Below are 17,364 nucleotides of genomic sequence, written 5' to 3' on the forward strand. Positions count from 1 at the left end.
TGCTGTCGTTCTACCCGAGTGCCCTGGCTCGCCGGGGCACTCAACCTCACCGCAAGCACAAGAATAAATAAGGAAGTCCCATGCGCGTGTTCCACTTCAGCAAGCTGCCCCTGGGCGTCGCGATCCTCGCGGCGAGTTCGTCGGTCTTCGCCGTCACCCTCGACGGTGGCGCGGTTGCAGCGCCGGATCAGTACGGCGCGAAAGTCGCCGCCGAGATCCTCAAGAAGGGCGGCAACGCCGTCGACGCCGCGGTCGCCACCGCCTTCACCCTCGCGGTCACCTACCCCGAAGCCGGCAACATCGGCGGCGGCGGCTTCATGACCCTGTACGTCGACGGCAAGCCGTACTTCCTCGACTACCGCGAGATTGCGCCGAAGGCCGCGACCAAGACCATGTACCTGAACGAGAAAGGCGAGGTGATCGAGAACCTCAGCCTGGTCGGTGCCAAGGCCGCCGGCGTGCCGGGTACCGTGATGGGCCTGTGGGAAGCGCACAAGCGCTTCGGCAAGCTGAAATGGAGCGAGCTGCTGACCCCGGCCATCGGCTACGCGCAAAGCGGCTTCAAGGTCGCCGACCAGCAGTACCAGTACCGTCAGGACGCCATCGCGCTGTTCAACGGCAAGACCAACTTCGGCGACTACTTCGGCACCATGAAGCCGGGCGAAGTGTTCAAGCAGCCGGAACTGGCCAAGACCCTGGAGCGCATCGCAGGCAACGGCCCGGACGATTTCTACAAGGGCGAGACCGCCAAGCTGCTCATCGCGCAGATGAAGCAGGATGGTGGCCTGATCACTTCCGACGACCTGTTCGACTACAAGGCCAAGTGGCGCGAGCCGATGCGCATCGACTGGCAGGGCAACACCCTCTACACCGCCCCGCTGCCCAGCTCCGGCGGCATCGCCCTGGCCCAGCTGATCGGCATCAAGGAACAGCGCGCCGCCGACTTCAAGGGCGTTGAGCTGAACTCCGCCAAGTACATCCACCTGCTCTCGGAGATCGAGAAGCGCGTGTTCGCCGACCGTGCCGACTACCTGGGCGACCCGCAGTTCTCCAAGGTGCCGGTGGCCCAGCTGACCGACCCGAAATACATCGCCAAGCGCGCCAGGGAAGTGAACCCGAACGCCATCTCGGCAACCGAGAAAGTCCGCCCGGGCCTTGAGCCGCACCAGACCACGCACTTCTCCATCGTCGACAAGGACGGCAATGCCGTCAGCAACACCTACACCCTCAACTGGGACTTCGGCAGCGGCGTGGTGGTCAAGGGCGCCGGCTTCCTGCTCAACGACGAGATGGATGACTTCAGCTCCAAGCCCGGCGTGGCCAACGCCTTCGGCGTCGTGGGCAGCGACGCCAACGCCATCGAGCCGGGCAAGCGCATGCTCTCCTCCATGAGCCCGAGCATCGTCACCCGCGACGGCCATGTCAGCCTGGTGCTGGGCACGCCCGGCGGCTCGCGGATCTTCACCTCGATCTTCCAGGTGCTGAACAACGTCTACGACTTCCACCTGCCCCTGGAGAAGGCCGTGGCCGCACAGCGTGTGCACCATCAGCTGCTGCCGAAAGACACCATCTATTACGACGCGTATGCACCGCTCACCGGCAAGGTCGCCGACGAGCTCAAGGCCATGGGCTACACCCTGGAAGACCAGGGCTGGAACATGGGTGACATCCAGGCCATCCGTGTGAACGGCAAGGCCCTGGAAACCGCCTCCGATCCGCGCGGCCGCGGCGTCGGTCTGGTGGTTACTCCGTAATCCGCGCGAGCGCGCACCGTGTGGTACCCGAGCCAGTCCATCGCCGCCCCCCGGCCTTGGGCTGGCTCGGCCCCGACGACTGTGCTGCAATGCGCTTCCAGCCCATTGCCGCCGCCGCTCACCGTGAAGCCACGCCTCGTGCGCAACTACCTGCTGCCCTTCCTGCTGCTCCTGCTCACCCTGGGCTTCGGCTACGGCGGCTACCTGATCAGCGAAGGCGCCGGCACCCGCAGCCTGATCGAATCCGGCGAGCGCCAGCTGGAACTGCACGCCCGTGGCGTGGAAAGCGAGATCAGCCGCTACACCTACCTGCCCAGCCTGCTGGAACTCGAAGGCAGCGTCAGCCGCCTGCTGGTGGACCCCACGCCGCTGCACCGCGACCGCGTCAACCATTACCTGGAAGGCCTCAACCGCCGCGCCGGCAGCCGCGCGGTGTACCTGCTGGACACCTCGGGCCGCGTGCTGGCCACCAGCAACTGGCAGGACGCCGACAGCTACCTGGGGGAGGACCTCTCGTTCCGCGCCTACTTCCAGGAAGCCGTGCAGGGTCGCCCCGGCCGCTTCTACGGCATCGGCAGCACCACCGGCGAGCCCGGCTACTACCTCGCCCACGGCCTGGTGCATGGCGGCAGGATCGTCGGCGTGGCGGTGGTCAAGGTGAAGATGGAATCCCTGGAGGAGCGCTGGGAGAAGGCTCGGCTGCAGGCCTTCGTCAGCGACGAGAACGGCATCATCATCCTTTCCAGCGACCCGACCCTGCGCCTGAAGGCCGTGCGCCCGCTCAGCGATGCGGACAAGGAACGCCTGGCCCGCAGCCTGCAGTATTACTGGTGGGCCCTGAACGAATGGCAGCCGCTGGCGCGCCACCCGCTCGGCGCGGGCGTCGAGGAAATCAGCTTCCCGCCGGGCGAGCACGCCGACAGCCACAAGCCGCTCAGCTACCTGATGCAGACGCGCCAGCTCAGCGACACGCCGTGGAACTTCACCCTGCTCACCCCGCTGGCCGACCTGCGTCGCGAAGCGATGATCCACGGCATGCTCGCTGCCGCCGGCTTCGCCTTGTTCGCCTTCCTGCTGATCGCCTGGAACGAGCGGCGCAAGGTCATCGCCACCCGCCTCGCCGCCCGCGAAGCGCTGGAGCAGGCCAACAACGCCCTGGAGCGCCGCATCGCCGAGCGCACCGCCGACCTGCGCGCCAGCAACCAGCACCTGCGCGAGCAGATCCGCGAACGCCGCCAGGCCGAGGACACCCTGCGCAAGGCCCAGGACCGCCTCGTACAGGCCGGCAAGCTGGCGGTGATCGGGCAGATGTCCACCAGCATCGCCCACGAACTCAACCAGCCGCTGGCGGCGCTGCGCACCCTCTCGAGCAACAGCGTGCGCTTCCTCGAACGCGGCAAGCTCGACGTCGCCAGCAGCAACCTCGAAGCCATCGCCGAAATGGTCGACCGCATGGGCCGCATCACTGCCAGCCTGCGCGCCTTTGCCCGGCGCGCCGACGACCACGGCCAGGCGACCTTGAGCAAGGCGGTGGACGCCGCCGTAATGGTGCTGCAGGGGCGGCTTTCCGAAGTGCCGGTAACCCTGCACCGCGATTACCCCGATGCGCAGCTGGCCATCGACCAGACGCGCCTGGAGCAGATACTGGTCAACCTGATCGCCAACGCCCTGGACGCCATGAGCACACAGGACGACCGCCAGCTCTGGCTGGAAGGGCGCATCGAAGGTGACGACCACTACCGCCTCGTAGTGCGCGACAACGGTCCCGGCATCCCGCCGGACGCCCGCGTGCACCTGTTCGAGCCTTTCTTCACCACCAAGCCCGGCGAACTCGGCCTGGGCCTGGGCCTGACCCTTTCCGCCAGCCTCGCCACCGCCGCCGGCGGTTCCCTGGGCGTGGCCTACCCGGAAACCGGCGGCACCGCGTTCGAGCTGCACCTGCCGCTGCTGCCCGCCCTGGAGACACCCGCATGAGCGATTCATCCCTGCGCGTCCTGATCGTCGAGGACGACCCGCACGTACGGCTCGGCTGCCAGCAGGCACTGGCCCTGGAAGACATCGAGACCGACAGCGTGGGCAGCGCCGAGGAAGCGCTGAAGAAAGTCGGCGCCGACTTCCCCGGCATCGTCGTCAGCGACATCCGCATGCCCGGCATGGACGGCCTGCAATTGCTGGAGAAGCTCAAGGAACGCGACCCCAGCCTGCCGGTGGTGCTGATCACTGGCCATGGCGACATCGCCATGGCGGTCAAAGCCATGCGCGACGGCGCCTATGACTTCATGGAGAAGCCCTTCTCCCCGGAGAAGCTGGTCGACACCGCGCGCCGCGCACTGGCCCAGCGCGCGCTGACCCGCGAAGTCAGCCAGCTGCGCCGCCAGCTCGCCGGCAAGCAGGCCCTGGAAAGCCGGCTGATCGGCCGCTCGCCGGCCATGCAGGCGCTGCGCGAGCTGATCGCCAACGTCGCCGACACCTCGGCCAACGTACTCATCGAAGGCGAGACCGGCACCGGCAAGGAACTGGTCGCGCGCTGCCTGCACGACTACAGCCGGCGCCAGGCCAAGCCCTTCGTCGCGCTCAACTGCGGCGGCCTGCCGGAAAGCCTGATCGACAGCGAAATCTTCGGCCATGAAGCCCACGCCTTCACCGGCGCCGGCAAGCGCCGGATCGGCAAGATCGAGCACGCCGACGGCGGCAGCCTGTTCCTCGACGAGATCGAGAGCATGCCGCTGAACCTGCAGATCAAGCTGCTGCGCGTGCTGCAGGAACAGCAGCTGGAACGCCTGGGCTCCAACGAGCTGATCCGCGTGGACTGCCGGGTGATCGCCGCGACCAAGTCCGACCTCGCCGCCATGGGCCGCGAAGGCAGCTTCCGCAGCGACCTCTACTACCGCCTCAACGTCATCACCCTGAACCTGCCACCGCTGCGCGAACGCCGCGAAGACATCCTGATGCTCTTCGAGCACTTCCTGCAGCAGTCCTCACTGCGCTTCGACCGCCCGGCGCCGGACATCGACAATGCCACCGCCGCCACGCTGATGGCTCACGACTGGCCGGGCAACGTACGCGAGCTGCGCAACGTCGCCGAACGCTTCGCCCTCGGCCTGCCGGTGCTGGCCGGCGGCAATCTCGGCCCGGACGCCGGCGAGCCGCGCTTCGCCGAGGCCGTGGAAGCCTTCGAGAAGAGCCTGCTGTCGACTGCCCTGGAACGCCACGCCGGCAACCTCAGCCAGGCCGCCCACGCCCTGGGCATGGCCAAGACCACGCTGTTCGACAAGGTGAAGAAGTACGGGCTGAAGGGCGAGTGAGCCACGCCCGCGCACCGGCAGGCTGGCCCCGTGATGCCCCGTCGCGTAGGAGCGGACTCTGTCCGCGATGGTGTCCAGCGCGATTCGGACCAATCGCGGACGGAGTCCGCTCCTACATTCCCGTTGGGGCCGGCATCACCTGCAAGGGCCGCTCCCATTGATCTGCGCCGCCCCGTCCCGGACACTACCCACCTTTGAACCGGCCGCACGAGCGGGAGCCACCATGTCCACCCAAGCCGAAACCCTCTGGAACCAGCTCTGCGCCGACGCCGGCGTCGACCCGCAGCAGCGCATGGCCGCACGCCGCGCCATCCTCGCCGACAGCAACGCGCTGGACGCCACCGTCTACCGCCCTGACGACAACGATCCGGACGCCGAAGAACTGGACATGGGCGACGCCAAGGTCCTCTTCCTCGGCCCCTTCGAAGCGCCCACCGAGTGGGATGCCGCCGAGCGCGAGGACTTCTTCGACGACGCCGACCCGGCGCTGTTCTTCAGCGTCCGCATCGAGTGCGAAGCCGAACCGGGCACCTCGGGCTTCTTCGTCCCGGAAGTGGGCGACTACCTGGCGGTGATGGACGCCGGCAAGATCCAGATGTACTTCCTCCACGACTGGCGCGAAGACGAGGACGGCTGCACCTGCGTGCTGATCCGCGACGATATCCAGCTCTGACGTCCCAGCCGATGAATGAAAAAAGCCCGTTCAACCGAACGGGCTTTTTTGTCGGCGCACAGAGTGCCTTCAGCGCTTGGCCGACAGCTGGTCCTGCTTCATCTTGCTGGTGTCCAGGTGCAACAGGCCAAACGCGGTGCCATAGAAGATGTTGCCGTTGGTATCGACCTTGATCGGCGCGTACATGCCGTTGTAGATCGGATCGCTTCCCTCGCGGATGGTCAGCACGGTCTTGCCGGTGTCCAGGTCCATGCCGATGTGATGGCGATCGTTCCAGGCGTTGTTGAAGTACCCGTCGATGAGCGCCATGTGGCCTTCGCCGGAAATCATCGGCACCACGGAAATCGACGATACGTCGTTGCGCCCCCACAGTTGCTTCCACTCATGGGTCTGGCTGTTCCAGCGGAAGCTCGCTGCACCCAGCGGCCCCGGACGCGTCGCGCCGAGCAGGGTGCTGACGTAGTAGGGGCTCGGGTCGAGGGTCTTCTCGTCGGCGCTGCGGATGTTGTTCACCACGAAGGCGTAATCGCCGTACACGGCCACCGACTGTTCCGACTGCACCGTATCGGTGCCGGGGATCTCCACCTTGCGCTGATCGGCGATGCGCGGGCTGGCGGTGCCCGGCTTCTGCTTCCAGCCGGCGGGAATCTGGTCCCGCCAGAAGGCGACCATGCTCATGTTCTTCGCGCCGTCGGTGATCACCACCAGCTTGTCTTCATCGGGCCCGAAGCCCATCAGCGTCGGCGTGGCACCGGTGCCATCGGCCAGCTTGGGCGCCGGCATGCGGATGCCGCGCTCGTACCCGGCCTTCCAGGCGCCGCTGGCTTCGTCGTCGTGGATCTTGCCATCCTTGTCCACCACCAGTCGGTACATGGTGGTGTTCGAGGCGACATAGATGGCGCCTCCGTTCGCTTCCGGGCCAGTGGCGAAACTGTTGAGGAAGAGTTCGTCATCGCCGGCGACGGTGTAGCTGTCGATCACCTCCAGCGTGTCGCGGTTGAGCGTGATGATCTTGCCGCCCAGGGTGTTGACCACGACAAAGCCGTTGTAGCTCATGCTCATGCCGAACAGCATGTCGCCGGGGAAGCGGGTACCGCGTTTGACCTTCTCGTTGTCGAACAGGCCTACCGGAATCGCGCTGACCCTGCCCAGCTTCATCGCCGAGTCGGCCCGCTTGGGGTCGGCCTGGTCGATGCGGAATATCTGCCGGCCGTTGCAGCCGACGAAGGCATCTTCCCGCGTCAGCAGCGCATAGACAGAGCCGTTGAGCGCCTGGTCCGAGGCCGCGGTGAGCATGCGGTTCGGCTGCGCCTTCATGTAGTCGAGCAGGCCCTTCTCGTCCTTCGCATCGAGGAACTTCTGCACCGCCCTGGACTGCTCGACGCGCTGCAGGGCAGTAACGGGCGTGTAGTTGGGCAGCTTGACCGGAATATCGGCACGCGCCAGCTCGGTGAGCTTGCCGCCCTCCAGGCTGACCTTGCGCAACGCAAAGCCCGACCACCAGAAGTACACCGGCTTGCCGTCCACGGTGTCGGAGAAGATCGGCAGGCCCACGCCTTCGCCGGGCAGGAACTGCACCGACTCGGGGGTAACGTCGTACGCACCGCGGGCCACCGGGAAGCCGACGCTGTCGGTGGCGCCATCGTTCCAGTGCGTCTGGTTGTTGTAGGACTGGGCGAGGTACGGATTCTGCGCGGGCCACGCCGGCTCGGCGGCGTGGGCCAGCCCGCCGCACAGGGCGAGCGCAATGGAAAACGGAAGCAGACGAAGGGAAGGCATGCAACGACGGGACATCGACGGACTCCTGCGAATGAGCGGCGCCATGGATCACTTCGGAGAGCGAGCGCCGACGGACCGAATCACCGTACGGGTGCCGCAAACGGGTAGTGACCACCCGAATCAGGGAGCAGAACGGAAAACGACGCGTCCGGTCGCGCGGAGACATTCGTCCGTCAGACGGCTGCCTTCATAAGGCTCGCGAAGCAGCACGCCTCACACTGCCGGGAGCAATCCCGATGCAGCGCTTGAACGCCCGGCTGAACGCCGCTTCGGACTGGTAACCGAGGCGCTCGGCCAGTTCCGCCACCGCGATCTCGCGCTCCTGCAGCCAGCTCAGCGCCACGTGCATGCGCCAGCGGGTGACGTACTGCATGGGCGGCATGCCGACCCGCTCGGCGAAGCGTGCGGCAAAGGCGGAGCGCGACATGGCCGCCGCATCCGCCAGCACCGGCAGGCTCCAGTCCCGCGCCGGCTCGCGGTGAATCAGGCTCAGTGCGCGGCCCAATTGGCGATCCTGCAGGGCGCCGAGCCAGCCTGACTGGGCGGCGGGGTCCTGCTCGATCCAGGCGCGAATGGCCTGGATCACCAGGATGTCAGCCAGGCGGGTGATCACTGTCTCGCCGCCGGGGCGCATGGCCCGAGCCTCGTTCTCCATCAACTGCAGGGTGCTCATCAGCCAGTCGCGCTGGCCGGGGTCACGCACCTGCGCTTCCAGCACGCGCGGCAGCAGGCGCACCAGCTGCAACGCAGCAGGATGGTCGAAGCGCACCGCGCCACAGATCATCGCCGTCGGCTCGCCACCGCCGCCCTGGCGCAGCACTTCGTAGCGGTCACTGGCGTAGGCGCGTGGCAGGTCGAACAACCCCGTCGCAGGCTCACCCGGCGCGCTCACCAACCGGTGGCCCTCACCGTGGGGCACCAGCACCAGGTCGCCCGGCGCCAGACGACGTGGCTCATCTCCCTCGGCTTCCAGCCAGCATTCGCCGACGGTCAGCACATGGAACATCAGGCACTGCGGCATGGCCGGCAGATCCAGCCCCCAGGGCGCAGTGAACTCCGAGCGGCAGTAGAAGGTGCCGCTCATGCGCAGGAAATGCAGAGCCTCGCCCAGAGGATCGGTGGAAGCCCAGGCGTCGATCAGGTCCGGTATGGCGGTAGGAGCGTTCATGGCCTTGAGACTGCTACGGCAGTTGGGCGGCGTCCAGCAGGTCTGGACGAATGAGCATGAAGCGTCGACTTTCAGGCATTAACCGTCCAGCAGTTCAGCGAGAGACTGAACCCAGGCCAACGAACCCACGGCGGGCGCCGCGGGACGGCCAAAGCGAGGACACTGCCATGATCACCGTAATGGGAGCCACCGGCCGCACCGGTTCGAGAATCTGCCAGACCCTGCTGGAGGCCGGCGTGCCGGTTCTTGCCCTCGGCCGCAGCGCCGAACGCCTGGAAGCGCTGGCCGCCGCCGGGGCCCGGATTGCCGTGGGCGAGCCGCATGACGCGGCCTTCCTCACCGAGGCCTTCCGCGGCGCCGACGCGGTCTACACCCTGCTCGCCTACGGGCCCGACACCGAGGACTACCGCAACCAGCAGGCCGCCCAGGGAGAAGCGATACTCCAGGCCATTCGCTCCAGCGCAGTGCGCCGGGTGGTCTTCCTCAGCAGCGTGGGCGCCGAGGTGGCCTCCGGCACCGGGCCGATCATCAGCATGCACGACCAGGAGCAGCGCCTGCGCCGGCTACCCCCGGAAGTGAATGTGCTGATGCTGCGCTCCGGCGCGCTGTTCGAGAACCTGTACGGCGCGCTGGAAATCGTCCGCGCCTACGACTGCTACAGCGACGCGGTGGCAGCGGATGTGCCAGTCCCGATGGTCGCCACGCAGGATGTCGCCGATGCCGCCAGCCATGCCCTGCTGGACCGCAGCTGGCAGGGGGTGCTGACCCGCGAAGTGCTCGGCCAGCGCGACATCAGCTACGCCGAGGCGACCCGCCTGCTGGGGGCCGCCATCGGCCGCCCGGAGCTGCCCTACGTAGCGGTGCCGCCGCAGGAACTAAGCGGCGCCCTGCAGGAGGCCGGCTATTCCGCCAGCGTCGCCGCCTGCTATGCCGAACTGGGCGAGGCGATCAGCAGCGGACGGGTACGGGCGCAGGAAGCGCGCTCGCCGGCCAATACGACGGCGACACGCTTCGAGGACTTCGCCCAGGCCTGGGCCGAAGCCTACCGGGCCTTGCCCTGAGGCGATGCCTTCGGTCAAGGCAACATAATTTCCTACAAATATCTCGGAAGACCCTGATGAATTTGGCGCTGGTCCGCTGTCTAGAGTACTCGCCCATTTGCAAACGGCCGGACCACCGCCATGAACCACGCTCCCGACAGTCTCTGGGTCGATGTGCAGACCTGGTCTCCCTACCACCCGCAACGCATCCTTCACGGCCGCATCAGCCGCGAGGATTACCTGGCCCTGCGCAACGGTCGCGCGCCCTTCGAGGTGCGCCTGGGCGATTGCCAGAGCCGCCACTGCCCGACGGGCCCGGTGCAGGACCTGTTCCTCAGCGGCTCGCACATCCTCAATGTCACCCCGGCCGAACGGGTGGCCTGAAGGACGAGGGACAGTCGCACCGCTCAATCAGAAGAACCTGACAGAGGCTGCGCGGAGCGAACGCTATGGTTCGCCACCTCTTTTCACCTTCCTTCGAGCGCCGTGGCAATGAACGAACATCTCAGGGTCGAAGTCGTGGTTCGCGCGCACAACCGCGAATCCTCAGTGCTCCAGGGCTGGATCAGCCAGGGCGACTATGTCGCACTGTGCGATGGCCATGCCCCTACCGTGGTGCGCCTGAATGACTGCCAGTCCGACTCGGGCCTGGTGCAGCATGCCGAAGACCTGTTCCTGCGCAGCGCCTACATCCTGAGCATCGAGCTGCTCGAGCGCCTGCCGCGGTATCAGTCGGCCATGCCTCGATAGACGTAGGTCATCGGCCGCGGGCCCGGCAGGTAATCCTGGCTCAGTTCGCGCAGCTGGAAGCCGCCGGACTCGATCAGCGCCGGCATGTCGCGGTCCAGGTGGCAGCCGCCGGCCAGCGGCTTCCAGACCGGCGTCAACCGGTGCTGCCAGGTGCGGACGCCAGCATCCGGCGCCAGGCCATGTTCGCAGAAGAGGAACTCGCCGCCAGGCTTGAGTACCCGGCGCATCTCCCGCAGTGCGGCCACCGCATCGGGGATGCTGCACAGGGTGAAGGTGCAGACGATACTGTCGAAGCTGCCGGCGTCGGCACGAATCTGCCCCAGCTCCAGCGCCACCATCTCCACTGGAATGCCAATTCGCGCCACGCGCTCCCGGGCGAGCTTCTGCATCTGCGCCGCCGGGTCGACGCCGACGATTGTCGACACTTTCGCCGGATCGTAGAACTCGAGGTTCAGCCCGGTACCCATGCCGATCTCCAGCACCCGCCCGCGGGCGCGCGGCACCAGCAGTGAACGCTGCTTCATCACATCGCCCATGCCGCAGGCGAAGTCGATCAACCGGGGCAGTGCATGGCGGTCATACCAGGTTCGGATCATGTCGCTTCCTCAGGCTTGGCAGGCTCCAGGCCAGCAGGTTCAGCAAGGTTGCCAGCGACAGAGGCCAGACACATACCACCGCCACCTCCATCGCCAGCTCCGCCAGAGTGTAGGTACTCCAGCTGGCCACGCGGCTGTCATAAAGGCACAGGTCGATCCAGAACCAGCCCACCAGGCCCGCCGCGGACGACAACAACGCACGCCAGGTCGGGGTGAACCAGCGCACCCAGGCCAGCAACGCGATGAGCGGCGCCCAGACCAGCAGCAGCGGCAGCATCTCGCCCGACAGGCCGACATCGCGCAGATCGGCCGGCAGGTTGTCCCGGTAGGCATGCAGCCCCCATAGCGCCTGTCCCCAGCCAAGCAGCAGGAACCCAGCCATGCCGGCCGCTGCCCGGCCTGTTCGTCCTTTCAATGTCACGGCTTTCTCCCTGATGCGCCAGGCGACATCCTCTCACGTCCCGCCGGGCTCGCGGCAGCGACAGCCGCACGACAGGCACCAGTTGAACGCCCATTAGACGATTGTCGACAATTCATCAGATCTCGATTGACCAGACGGCTCTACGGGGTTAGCTTTCGCCGCACACCAAGAAGATTGTCGACACCATGAGCGATAGCCTGATTCTGCCCACCCCCGCCAGCGACGACGGCGAGACCCTGTCGGAACACGTGTTCCGCAAGATCCAGTCGGCCATCGTCAAGGGTGACATCGCCCCCGGCAGCAAGATTTCCGAGCCGGAGCTGGCGCGTACCTATGGCATCAGCCGCGGTCCGCTGCGCGAGGCGATCCACCGCCTGGAAGGCCAGAAGCTGCTGGTGCGCGTACCGCACGTCGGCGCGCGCGTCGTCTCACTCAGCCACGAGGAGCTGCTCGAGCTCTACGAGATCCGCGAATCCCTCGAAGGCATGGCCTGCCGCCTGGCCGCCGAGCGCATGACGCCGGCCGAGATCGACGAACTGCGCCGGGTACTCGACACCCACGAGCGTGACGAGGCCTTCCAGGCCGGCCGTGGCTACTACCAGCAGGAAGGCGACTACGACTTCCACTACCGGATCATCCAGGGCAGCGGCAACCGCACCCTCACCCGCATGCTCTGTGGCGAGCTGTACCAGCTGGTGCGCATGTACCGCCTGCAGTTCTCGGCGACGCCCAACCGCCCGCGCCAGGCCTTCGCCGAACACCACCGGATTCTCGATGCCATCGCCGATCGTGACGGCGAACTGGCCGAGTTGCTGATGCGCCGTCACATCGGCGCCTCGAAACGCAATATGGAGCGCCATTACCTGGACGCCCAAGCCAAGACCGCCAACGAACGAGGTGAACAATGAGCTACAAGACCGCCGGCCAACGTTTCCGCGAAGCCCTTGCCGAAGAAAAGCCGCTGCAGGTGATCGGCGCGATCAACGCCAACCACGCGCTGCTGGCCAAGCGCGCCGGCTTCAAGGCCATCTACCTCTCCGGTGGCGGCGTGGCGGCGGGTTCCCTCGGCCTGCCGGACCTGGGCATCAACACCCTGGATGACGTGCTCACCGACGTGCGCCGCATCACCGACGTCTGCGACCTGCCGCTGCTGGTGGACATCGACACCGGCTTCGGCCCCAGCGCCTTCAACATCGAGCGCACCGTGAAGAGCCTGATCAAGGCTGGCGCCGCCGCCGCGCACATCGAGGACCAGGTCGGCGCCAAGCGTTGCGGCCACCGTCCGGGCAAGGAGATCGTCTCCACCCAGGAAATGGTCGACCGCGTGAAGTCCGCCGCCAACGCCAAGACCGACCCGAACTTCTTCCTGATCGCCCGCACCGACGCCATCCAGGCCGAAGGCGTGGACGCCGCCATCGAGCGCTGCCAGCGCTATGTCGAGGCCGGCGCCGATGCGATCTTCGCCGAAGCCGCCTACGACCTGCCGACCTACAAGCGCTTCGTCGATGCGCTGAACGTGCCGATCCTGGCCAACATCACCGAGTTCGGCGCCACCCCGCTGTTCACCCGCGACGAGCTGGCCTCGGTCGGCGTGGCCATCCAGCTGTATCCGCTGTCGGCCTTCCGCGCCGCCAACAAGGCCGCCGAAGCCGTGTACACCGCGATCCGCGAGGAAGGCCACCAGCAGAACGTGATCGAGCTGATGCAGACCCGAGCCGAGCTGTATGACCGCATCGGCTACCACGCCTTCGAGCAGAAGCTCGACGCGCTGTTCGCTGCCGGCAAGAAGTGATTTCCCGATCGTTCGGGCCCGGCCTGAACGAATCGTAGGGTGCATAACGCCCCAGGCGTTATCCACCATTGGCTGTGACGGCGGATAACGCTTCGTGTTACTCGCCCTACGCCCAAACCTGAAACACCGTAGGGCGCATAACGCCGCAGGCGTTATCCGCCCAACCAGATTCGAACCGACCGCACGGCCCATGCCGGCGGAACAAGAACAAGCAACCGGATTTGATGAGGAGACACGCGATGAGCGCTACCGCAGAAACCACCACCGCCTTCAAACCCAAGAAGTCCGTGGCCCTGAGTGGCACCGCCGCTGGCAACACCGCCCTGTGCACCGTCGGCCGTACCGGCAACGACCTGCACTACCGTGGCTATGACGTCCTGGATTTCGCCAACCGTTGCGAATTCGAGGAAATCGCCCACCTGCTGGTCCACGGCAAGCTGCCCAACGTCGCCGAGCTGGCCGGCTACAAGGCCAAGCTCAAGGCCCTGCGCGGCCTGCCGGCCGGCGTGAAGGCCGCCCTGGAAACCCTGCCGCCTTCGGCGCACCCGATGGACGTGATGCGCACCGCCGTGTCCGTGCTCGGCTGCCTGTCGCCGGAGAAGGACGACCACAACCATCCGGGCGCCCGCGACATCGCCGACAAGCTGATGGCTTCGCTGGGTTCCGCGCTGCTCTACTGGTACCACTTCAGCCACAACGGCAAGCGCATCGACGTCGAAACCGACGACGACTCCATCGGCGGCCACTTCCTGCACCTGCTGCACGGGCAGAAGCCGCGCGAGTCCTGGGTGCGCGCCATGCACACCTCGCTGAACCTGTACGCCGAGCACGAATTCAACGCCTCGACCTTCACCTCCCGGGTGATCGCCGGCACCGGTTCGGACATCTACTCCTGCGTCGCCGGCGCCATCGGCGCGCTGCGCGGCCCGAAACACGGCGGCGCCAACGAAGTGGCCTTCGAGATCCAGAAGCGCTACGACAACCCGGACGAAGCCGAGGCTGACATCCGTGCCCGCGTCGAGCGCAAGGAAGTGGTGATCGGCTTCGGCCACCCGGTCTACACCGTGTCCGACCCGCGCAACAAGGTGATCAAGGAAGTCGCCCACCAGCTGTCGAACGAGCAGTCCAACACCAAGATGTACGACATCGCCGAGCGCCTGGAAACCATCATGTGGGACATCAAGAAGATGTTCCCCAACCTCGATTGGTTCAGCGCCGTGAGCTACCACATGATGGGCGTGCCCACCGCGATGTTCACCCCGCTGTTCGTCATCGCCCGCACCGCCGGCTGGTCCGCCCACGTCATCGAGCAACGCATCGACGGCAAGATCATCCGCCCGAGCGCCAACTACACAGGCCCTGAAGACCTGAAGTTCGTGCCGCTCAAGGATCGCCCCTAATCATGAACAGCACTATGAACACCAACTACCGTAAACGCCTGCCCGGCACCGCACTGGATTACTTCGACGCCCGCGAGGCAGTCGAGGCGATCCAGGCCGGCGCCTGGGACAAACTCCCCTACACCTCCCGCGTACTGGCCGAACAGCTGGTGCGCCGCTGCGACCCACAGGACCTGACGGCTTCGCTGGAGCAGCTGGTCTACCGCAAACGCGACCTCGACTTCCCCTGGTACCCGGCGCGCGTGGTCTGCCACGACATCCTCGGCCAGACCGCACTGGTCGACCTCGCCGGCCTGCGTGACGCCATCGCCGAGAAAGGCGGCGATCCGTCCAAGGTCAACCCGGTGGTGCCGACCCAACTGATCGTCGACCACTCGCTGGCCGTGGAAGCTGCCGGCTTCGACCCGGACGCGTTCGAGAAGAACCGCGCCATCGAAGACCGCCGCAACGAGGATCGCTTCCACTTCATCGACTGGACGAAAACCGCGTTCAAGAACGTCGACGTGATCCCGGCCGGCAACGGCATCATGCACCAGATCAACCTGGAGAAAATGAGCCCGGTGATCCAGGCGCGCGGCGGCATCGCGTTCCCCGACACCTGCGTCGGCACCGACTCGCACACTCCGCACGTGGACGCCCTGGGCGTGATCGCCATCGGCGTCGGCGGCCTCGAAGCCGAAACCGTGATGCTCGGCCACCCGTCGATGATGCGCCTGCCCGACATCGTCGGCGTCGAGCTGACCGGCAAGCGCAAACCCGGCATCACCGCCACCGACATCGTGCTGGCGATCACCGAATTCCTGCGCAAGGAACGTGTGGTCGGCGCCTACGTCGAGTTCTTCGGCGAGGGTGCGGACAGCCTGTCCATCGGCGACCGCGCGACCATCTCCAACATGTGCCCGGAATACGGCGCCACCGCCTCGATGTTCTACATCGACGGCCAGACCATCGACTACCTCAAGCTCACCGGCCGCGAGCCCGAGCAGGTGGAACTGGTGGAGAACTACGCGAAGACCCTCGGCCTGTGGAGCGATGCGCTGAAGACCGCCGAGTACGAGCGCGTGCTGAGCTTCGACCTGGGCAGCGTGGTGCGCAACATGGCCGGCCCATCCAACCCGCACCGTCGCCTGCCGACTTCGGCACTGGCCGAGCGCGGCATCGCCGACGAAGCCAAGCTGGAGTCCGGCCGGGTCGAGGAAGCCGAAGGCCTGATGCCCGATGGCGCGGTGATCATCGCCGCCATCACCAGCTGCACCAACACTTCCAACCCGCGCAACGTCATCGCTGCCGGCCTGGTGGCGAAGAAGGCCAACGCGCTGGGCATGGTCCGCAAGCCGTGGGTGAAGACGTCGTTCGCTCCTGGGTCGAAAGTCGCCAAGCTGTACCTGGAAGAGGCCGGCCTGCTGAGCGAGCTGGAAAAGCTCGGCTTCGGCATCGTCGCCTACGCCTGCACCACCTGTAACGGCATGTCCGGCGCGCTGGACCCGGCAATCCAGAAAGAGATCATCGACCGCGACCTGTACGCCACCGCCGTGCTCTCGGGCAACCGCAACTTCGACGGGCGTATCCACCCCTACGCCAAGCAGGCCTTCCTCGCCTCGCCACCGCTGGTGGTCGCCTACGCTATCGCCGGCACTGTGCGCTTCGACATCGAGCAGGACCCGCTGGGCACCGATAAAGATGGCAACCCGGTCACCCTGAAGGACCTCTGGCCTTCGGACGAAGAGATCGACGCCATCGTCGCGTCCAGCGTGAAGCCCGAGCAGTTCAAGCAGGTCTACATCCCGATGTTCGACCTGGGCAGCGTGCAGGAAGCCGAAAGCCCGCTGTACGACTGGCGCCCGATGTCCACCTACATCCGCCGCCCACCTTACTGGGAAGGCGCACTGGCCGGCGAACGCACGCTCAAGGGCATGCTGCCGCTGGCGATCCTGCCGGACAACATCACCACCGATCACCTGTCGCCGTCCAACGCCATCCTGCTGGACAGCGCGGCCGGCGAATACCTGGCGAAAATGGGCCTGCCGGAGGAGGACTTCAACTCCTACGCCACCCACCGCGGCGACCACCTGACCGCCCAGCGCGCCACTTTCGCCAACCCGCAACTGGTCAACGAAATGGCCGTGGTGAACGGTGAGGTGAAGAAAGGCTCGCTGGCCCGCGTGGAACCGGAAGGCAAGGTGATGCGCATGTGGGAAGCCATCGAAACCTACATGAACCGCAAGCAGAACCTTATCATCGTCGCCGGCGCCGACTACGGCCAGGGCTCGTCCCGCGACTGGGCAGCCAAGGGCGTGCGCCTGGCCGGTGTGGAAGTGATCGTCGCCGAAGGCTTCGAGCGCATCCACCGCACCAACCTGGTGGGCATGGGCGTGCTGCCGGTGGAGTTCAAGCCGGGCACCACCCGCCTGACCCTGGGCCTGGACGGCACCGAGACCTACGACATCAAGGGCAACGTCTCGCCGCGCTGCGACCTGACCCTGGTGGTCAATCGCCGCAACGGCGAAGTCGTCGAAGTCCCGGTCATCTGCCGCCTGGACACTGCCGCCGAAGTGAAGGTGTACAAGGCGGGTGGCGTACTGCAGCGCTTCGCCAAGGACTTCCTGGAAGGCGCGGTAGCGTGATGTAACAGCCGGCCCGCCTGCACGGCGGGTCGGCACTAATCCTGTAGGAGCGAGCTTGCTCG

15 protein-coding genes are annotated in these 17,364 nt (G+C 66.4%); 11 read left to right on the top strand and 4 right to left on the bottom strand.

What is annotated here, in order from left to right:
• Positions 1-80: 80 nt before the first annotated feature.
• From ggt to G4G71_RS28190, 4 genes are all read left to right on the top strand, one after another.
• On the top strand, positions 81-1,754 hold the full coding sequence (gene ggt, locus G4G71_RS28175; RefSeq protein WP_169941984.1) for a gamma-glutamyltransferase: 1,674 nt from the start codon (positions 81-83) through the stop codon (positions 1,752-1,754).
• An 81-nt stretch (positions 1,755-1,835) separates the two neighbouring features.
• Positions 1,836-3,728 carry a sensor histidine kinase gene (locus tag G4G71_RS28180; RefSeq protein ID WP_169942848.1) on the top strand — a complete coding sequence of 631 codons (1,893 nt, stop codon included), beginning with the start codon at positions 1,836-1,838 and terminating at the stop codon, positions 3,726-3,728.
• Positions 3,725-5,059, top strand: coding sequence for a two-component response regulator AauR (aauR, locus tag G4G71_RS28185; protein ID WP_169941986.1), 1,335 nt, complete (start codon positions 3,725-3,727; stop codon positions 5,057-5,059). The genes G4G71_RS28180 and aauR overlap by 4 nt, the downstream gene beginning before the upstream one ends.
• Before the next feature lie 223 nt (positions 5,060-5,282).
• Positions 5,283-5,732: a hypothetical protein gene (locus G4G71_RS28190; RefSeq protein ID WP_169941988.1), complete on the top strand. Its 450-nt coding sequence runs from the start codon at positions 5,283-5,285 to the stop codon at positions 5,730-5,732.
• Positions 5,733-5,801: 69 nt separating this feature from the next.
• On the opposite strand, the gene G4G71_RS28195 is transcribed toward G4G71_RS28190, so the two are convergent.
• Complete coding sequence (locus tag G4G71_RS28195) at positions 5,802-7,526, bottom strand: hypothetical protein (RefSeq protein WP_205896253.1); 1,725 nt, start codon at positions 7,524-7,526, stop codon at positions 5,802-5,804.
• Positions 7,527-7,698: 172 nt separating this feature from the next.
• Positions 7,699-8,679 (bottom strand): AraC family transcriptional regulator, encoded by a 981-nt coding sequence (locus tag G4G71_RS28200; protein WP_169941990.1) that lies wholly within the window; start codon positions 8,677-8,679, stop codon positions 7,699-7,701.
• 167 nt (positions 8,680-8,846) lie between these two features.
• On the opposite strand from G4G71_RS28200, the gene G4G71_RS28205 reads away from it, so the two are divergent.
• From G4G71_RS28205 to G4G71_RS28215, 3 genes are all read left to right on the top strand, one after another.
• A complete protein-coding gene (locus G4G71_RS28205) occupies positions 8,847-9,740 on the top strand; it encodes an NmrA family NAD(P)-binding protein (RefSeq protein WP_169941992.1) in 894 nt (297 codons plus the stop codon).
• 120 nt (positions 9,741-9,860) lie between these two features.
• Complete coding sequence (locus G4G71_RS28210; RefSeq protein ID WP_169941994.1) at positions 9,861-10,103, top strand: hypothetical protein; 243 nt, start codon at positions 9,861-9,863, stop codon at positions 10,101-10,103.
• A gap of 108 nt (positions 10,104-10,211) precedes the next feature.
• The gene (locus G4G71_RS28215; protein ID WP_054908362.1) at positions 10,212-10,469 is read left to right on the top strand and encodes a hypothetical protein; all 258 of its coding nucleotides are present in this window, start codon (positions 10,212-10,214) and stop codon (positions 10,467-10,469) included.
• Here G4G71_RS28215 and G4G71_RS28220 read toward each other — a convergent pair.
• Together G4G71_RS28220 and G4G71_RS28225 are read right to left on the bottom strand one after the other, a co-directional pair.
• Complete coding sequence (locus G4G71_RS28220; RefSeq protein ID WP_169941996.1) at positions 10,448-11,065, bottom strand: class I SAM-dependent methyltransferase; 618 nt, start codon at positions 11,063-11,065, stop codon at positions 10,448-10,450. The genes G4G71_RS28215 and G4G71_RS28220 overlap by 22 nt on opposite strands.
• Positions 11,046-11,486: a hypothetical protein gene (locus tag G4G71_RS28225; protein WP_169941998.1), complete on the bottom strand. Its 441-nt coding sequence runs from the start codon at positions 11,484-11,486 to the stop codon at positions 11,046-11,048. Before G4G71_RS28225 ends, G4G71_RS28220 begins: the two co-directional genes overlap by 20 nt.
• A 185-nt stretch (positions 11,487-11,671) precedes the next feature.
• On the opposite strand from G4G71_RS28225, the gene G4G71_RS28230 reads away from it, so the two are divergent.
• The 4 genes from G4G71_RS28230 to acnD all read left to right on the top strand — a co-directional run bounded on the left by G4G71_RS28230 (position 11,672) and on the right by acnD (position 17,302).
• Complete coding sequence (locus tag G4G71_RS28230) at positions 11,672-12,394, top strand: GntR family transcriptional regulator (protein ID WP_054908359.1); 723 nt, start codon at positions 11,672-11,674, stop codon at positions 12,392-12,394.
• A complete protein-coding gene (gene prpB, locus G4G71_RS28235; RefSeq protein ID WP_054908358.1) occupies positions 12,391-13,278 on the top strand; it encodes a methylisocitrate lyase in 888 nt (295 codons plus the stop codon). The genes G4G71_RS28230 and prpB overlap by 4 nt, the downstream gene beginning before the upstream one ends.
• 239 nt (positions 13,279-13,517) lie before the next feature.
• Positions 13,518-14,678, top strand: coding sequence for a bifunctional 2-methylcitrate synthase/citrate synthase (prpC, locus tag G4G71_RS28240; RefSeq protein WP_169942000.1), 1,161 nt, complete (start codon positions 13,518-13,520; stop codon positions 14,676-14,678).
• 14 nt (positions 14,679-14,692) lie between these two features.
• Positions 14,693-17,302, top strand: a complete 2,610-nt coding sequence (gene acnD, locus G4G71_RS28245; protein ID WP_169942852.1) for a Fe/S-dependent 2-methylisocitrate dehydratase AcnD — start codon at positions 14,693-14,695, stop codon at positions 17,300-17,302.
• The last annotated feature ends 62 nt before the right edge of the window (positions 17,303-17,364 follow it).

It is taken from the genome of Pseudomonas multiresinivorans (genome assembly GCF_012971725.1).
GTDB lineage: Bacteria > Pseudomonadota > Gammaproteobacteria > Pseudomonadales > Pseudomonadaceae > Pseudomonas > Pseudomonas multiresinivorans.

Bases quoted from the DNA above. Each gene is read 5' to 3' on its own strand.
- ggt (WP_169941984.1), top strand. From the start codon at position 81: ATGCGCGTGTTCCACTTCAGCAAGCTGCCCCTGGGCGTCGCGATCCTC.
- aauR (WP_169941986.1), top strand. From the start codon at position 3,725: ATGAGCGATTCATCCCTGCGCGTCCTGATCGTCGAGGACGACCCGCAC.
- G4G71_RS28190 (WP_169941988.1), top strand. From the start codon at position 5,283: ATGTCCACCCAAGCCGAAACCCTCTGGAACCAGCTCTGCGCCGACGCC.
- G4G71_RS28195 (WP_205896253.1), bottom strand. From the start codon at position 7,526: ATGTCCCGTCGTTGCATGCCTTCCCTTCGTCTGCTTCCGTTTTCCATT.
- G4G71_RS28200 (WP_169941990.1), bottom strand. From the start codon at position 8,679: ATGAACGCTCCTACCGCCATACCGGACCTGATCGACGCCTGGGCTTCC.
- G4G71_RS28205 (WP_169941992.1), top strand. From the start codon at position 8,847: ATGATCACCGTAATGGGAGCCACCGGCCGCACCGGTTCGAGAATCTGC.
- G4G71_RS28210 (WP_169941994.1), top strand. From the start codon at position 9,861: ATGAACCACGCTCCCGACAGTCTCTGGGTCGATGTGCAGACCTGGTCT.
- G4G71_RS28215 (WP_054908362.1), top strand. From the start codon at position 10,212: ATGAACGAACATCTCAGGGTCGAAGTCGTGGTTCGCGCGCACAACCGC.
- G4G71_RS28220 (WP_169941996.1), bottom strand. From the start codon at position 11,065: ATGATCCGAACCTGGTATGACCGCCATGCACTGCCCCGGTTGATCGAC.
- G4G71_RS28230 (WP_054908359.1), top strand. From the start codon at position 11,672: ATGAGCGATAGCCTGATTCTGCCCACCCCCGCCAGCGACGACGGCGAG.
- prpB (WP_054908358.1), top strand. From the start codon at position 12,391: ATGAGCTACAAGACCGCCGGCCAACGTTTCCGCGAAGCCCTTGCCGAA.
- prpC (WP_169942000.1), top strand. From the start codon at position 13,518: ATGAGCGCTACCGCAGAAACCACCACCGCCTTCAAACCCAAGAAGTCC.
- acnD (WP_169942852.1), top strand. From the start codon at position 14,693: ATGAACACCAACTACCGTAAACGCCTGCCCGGCACCGCACTGGATTAC.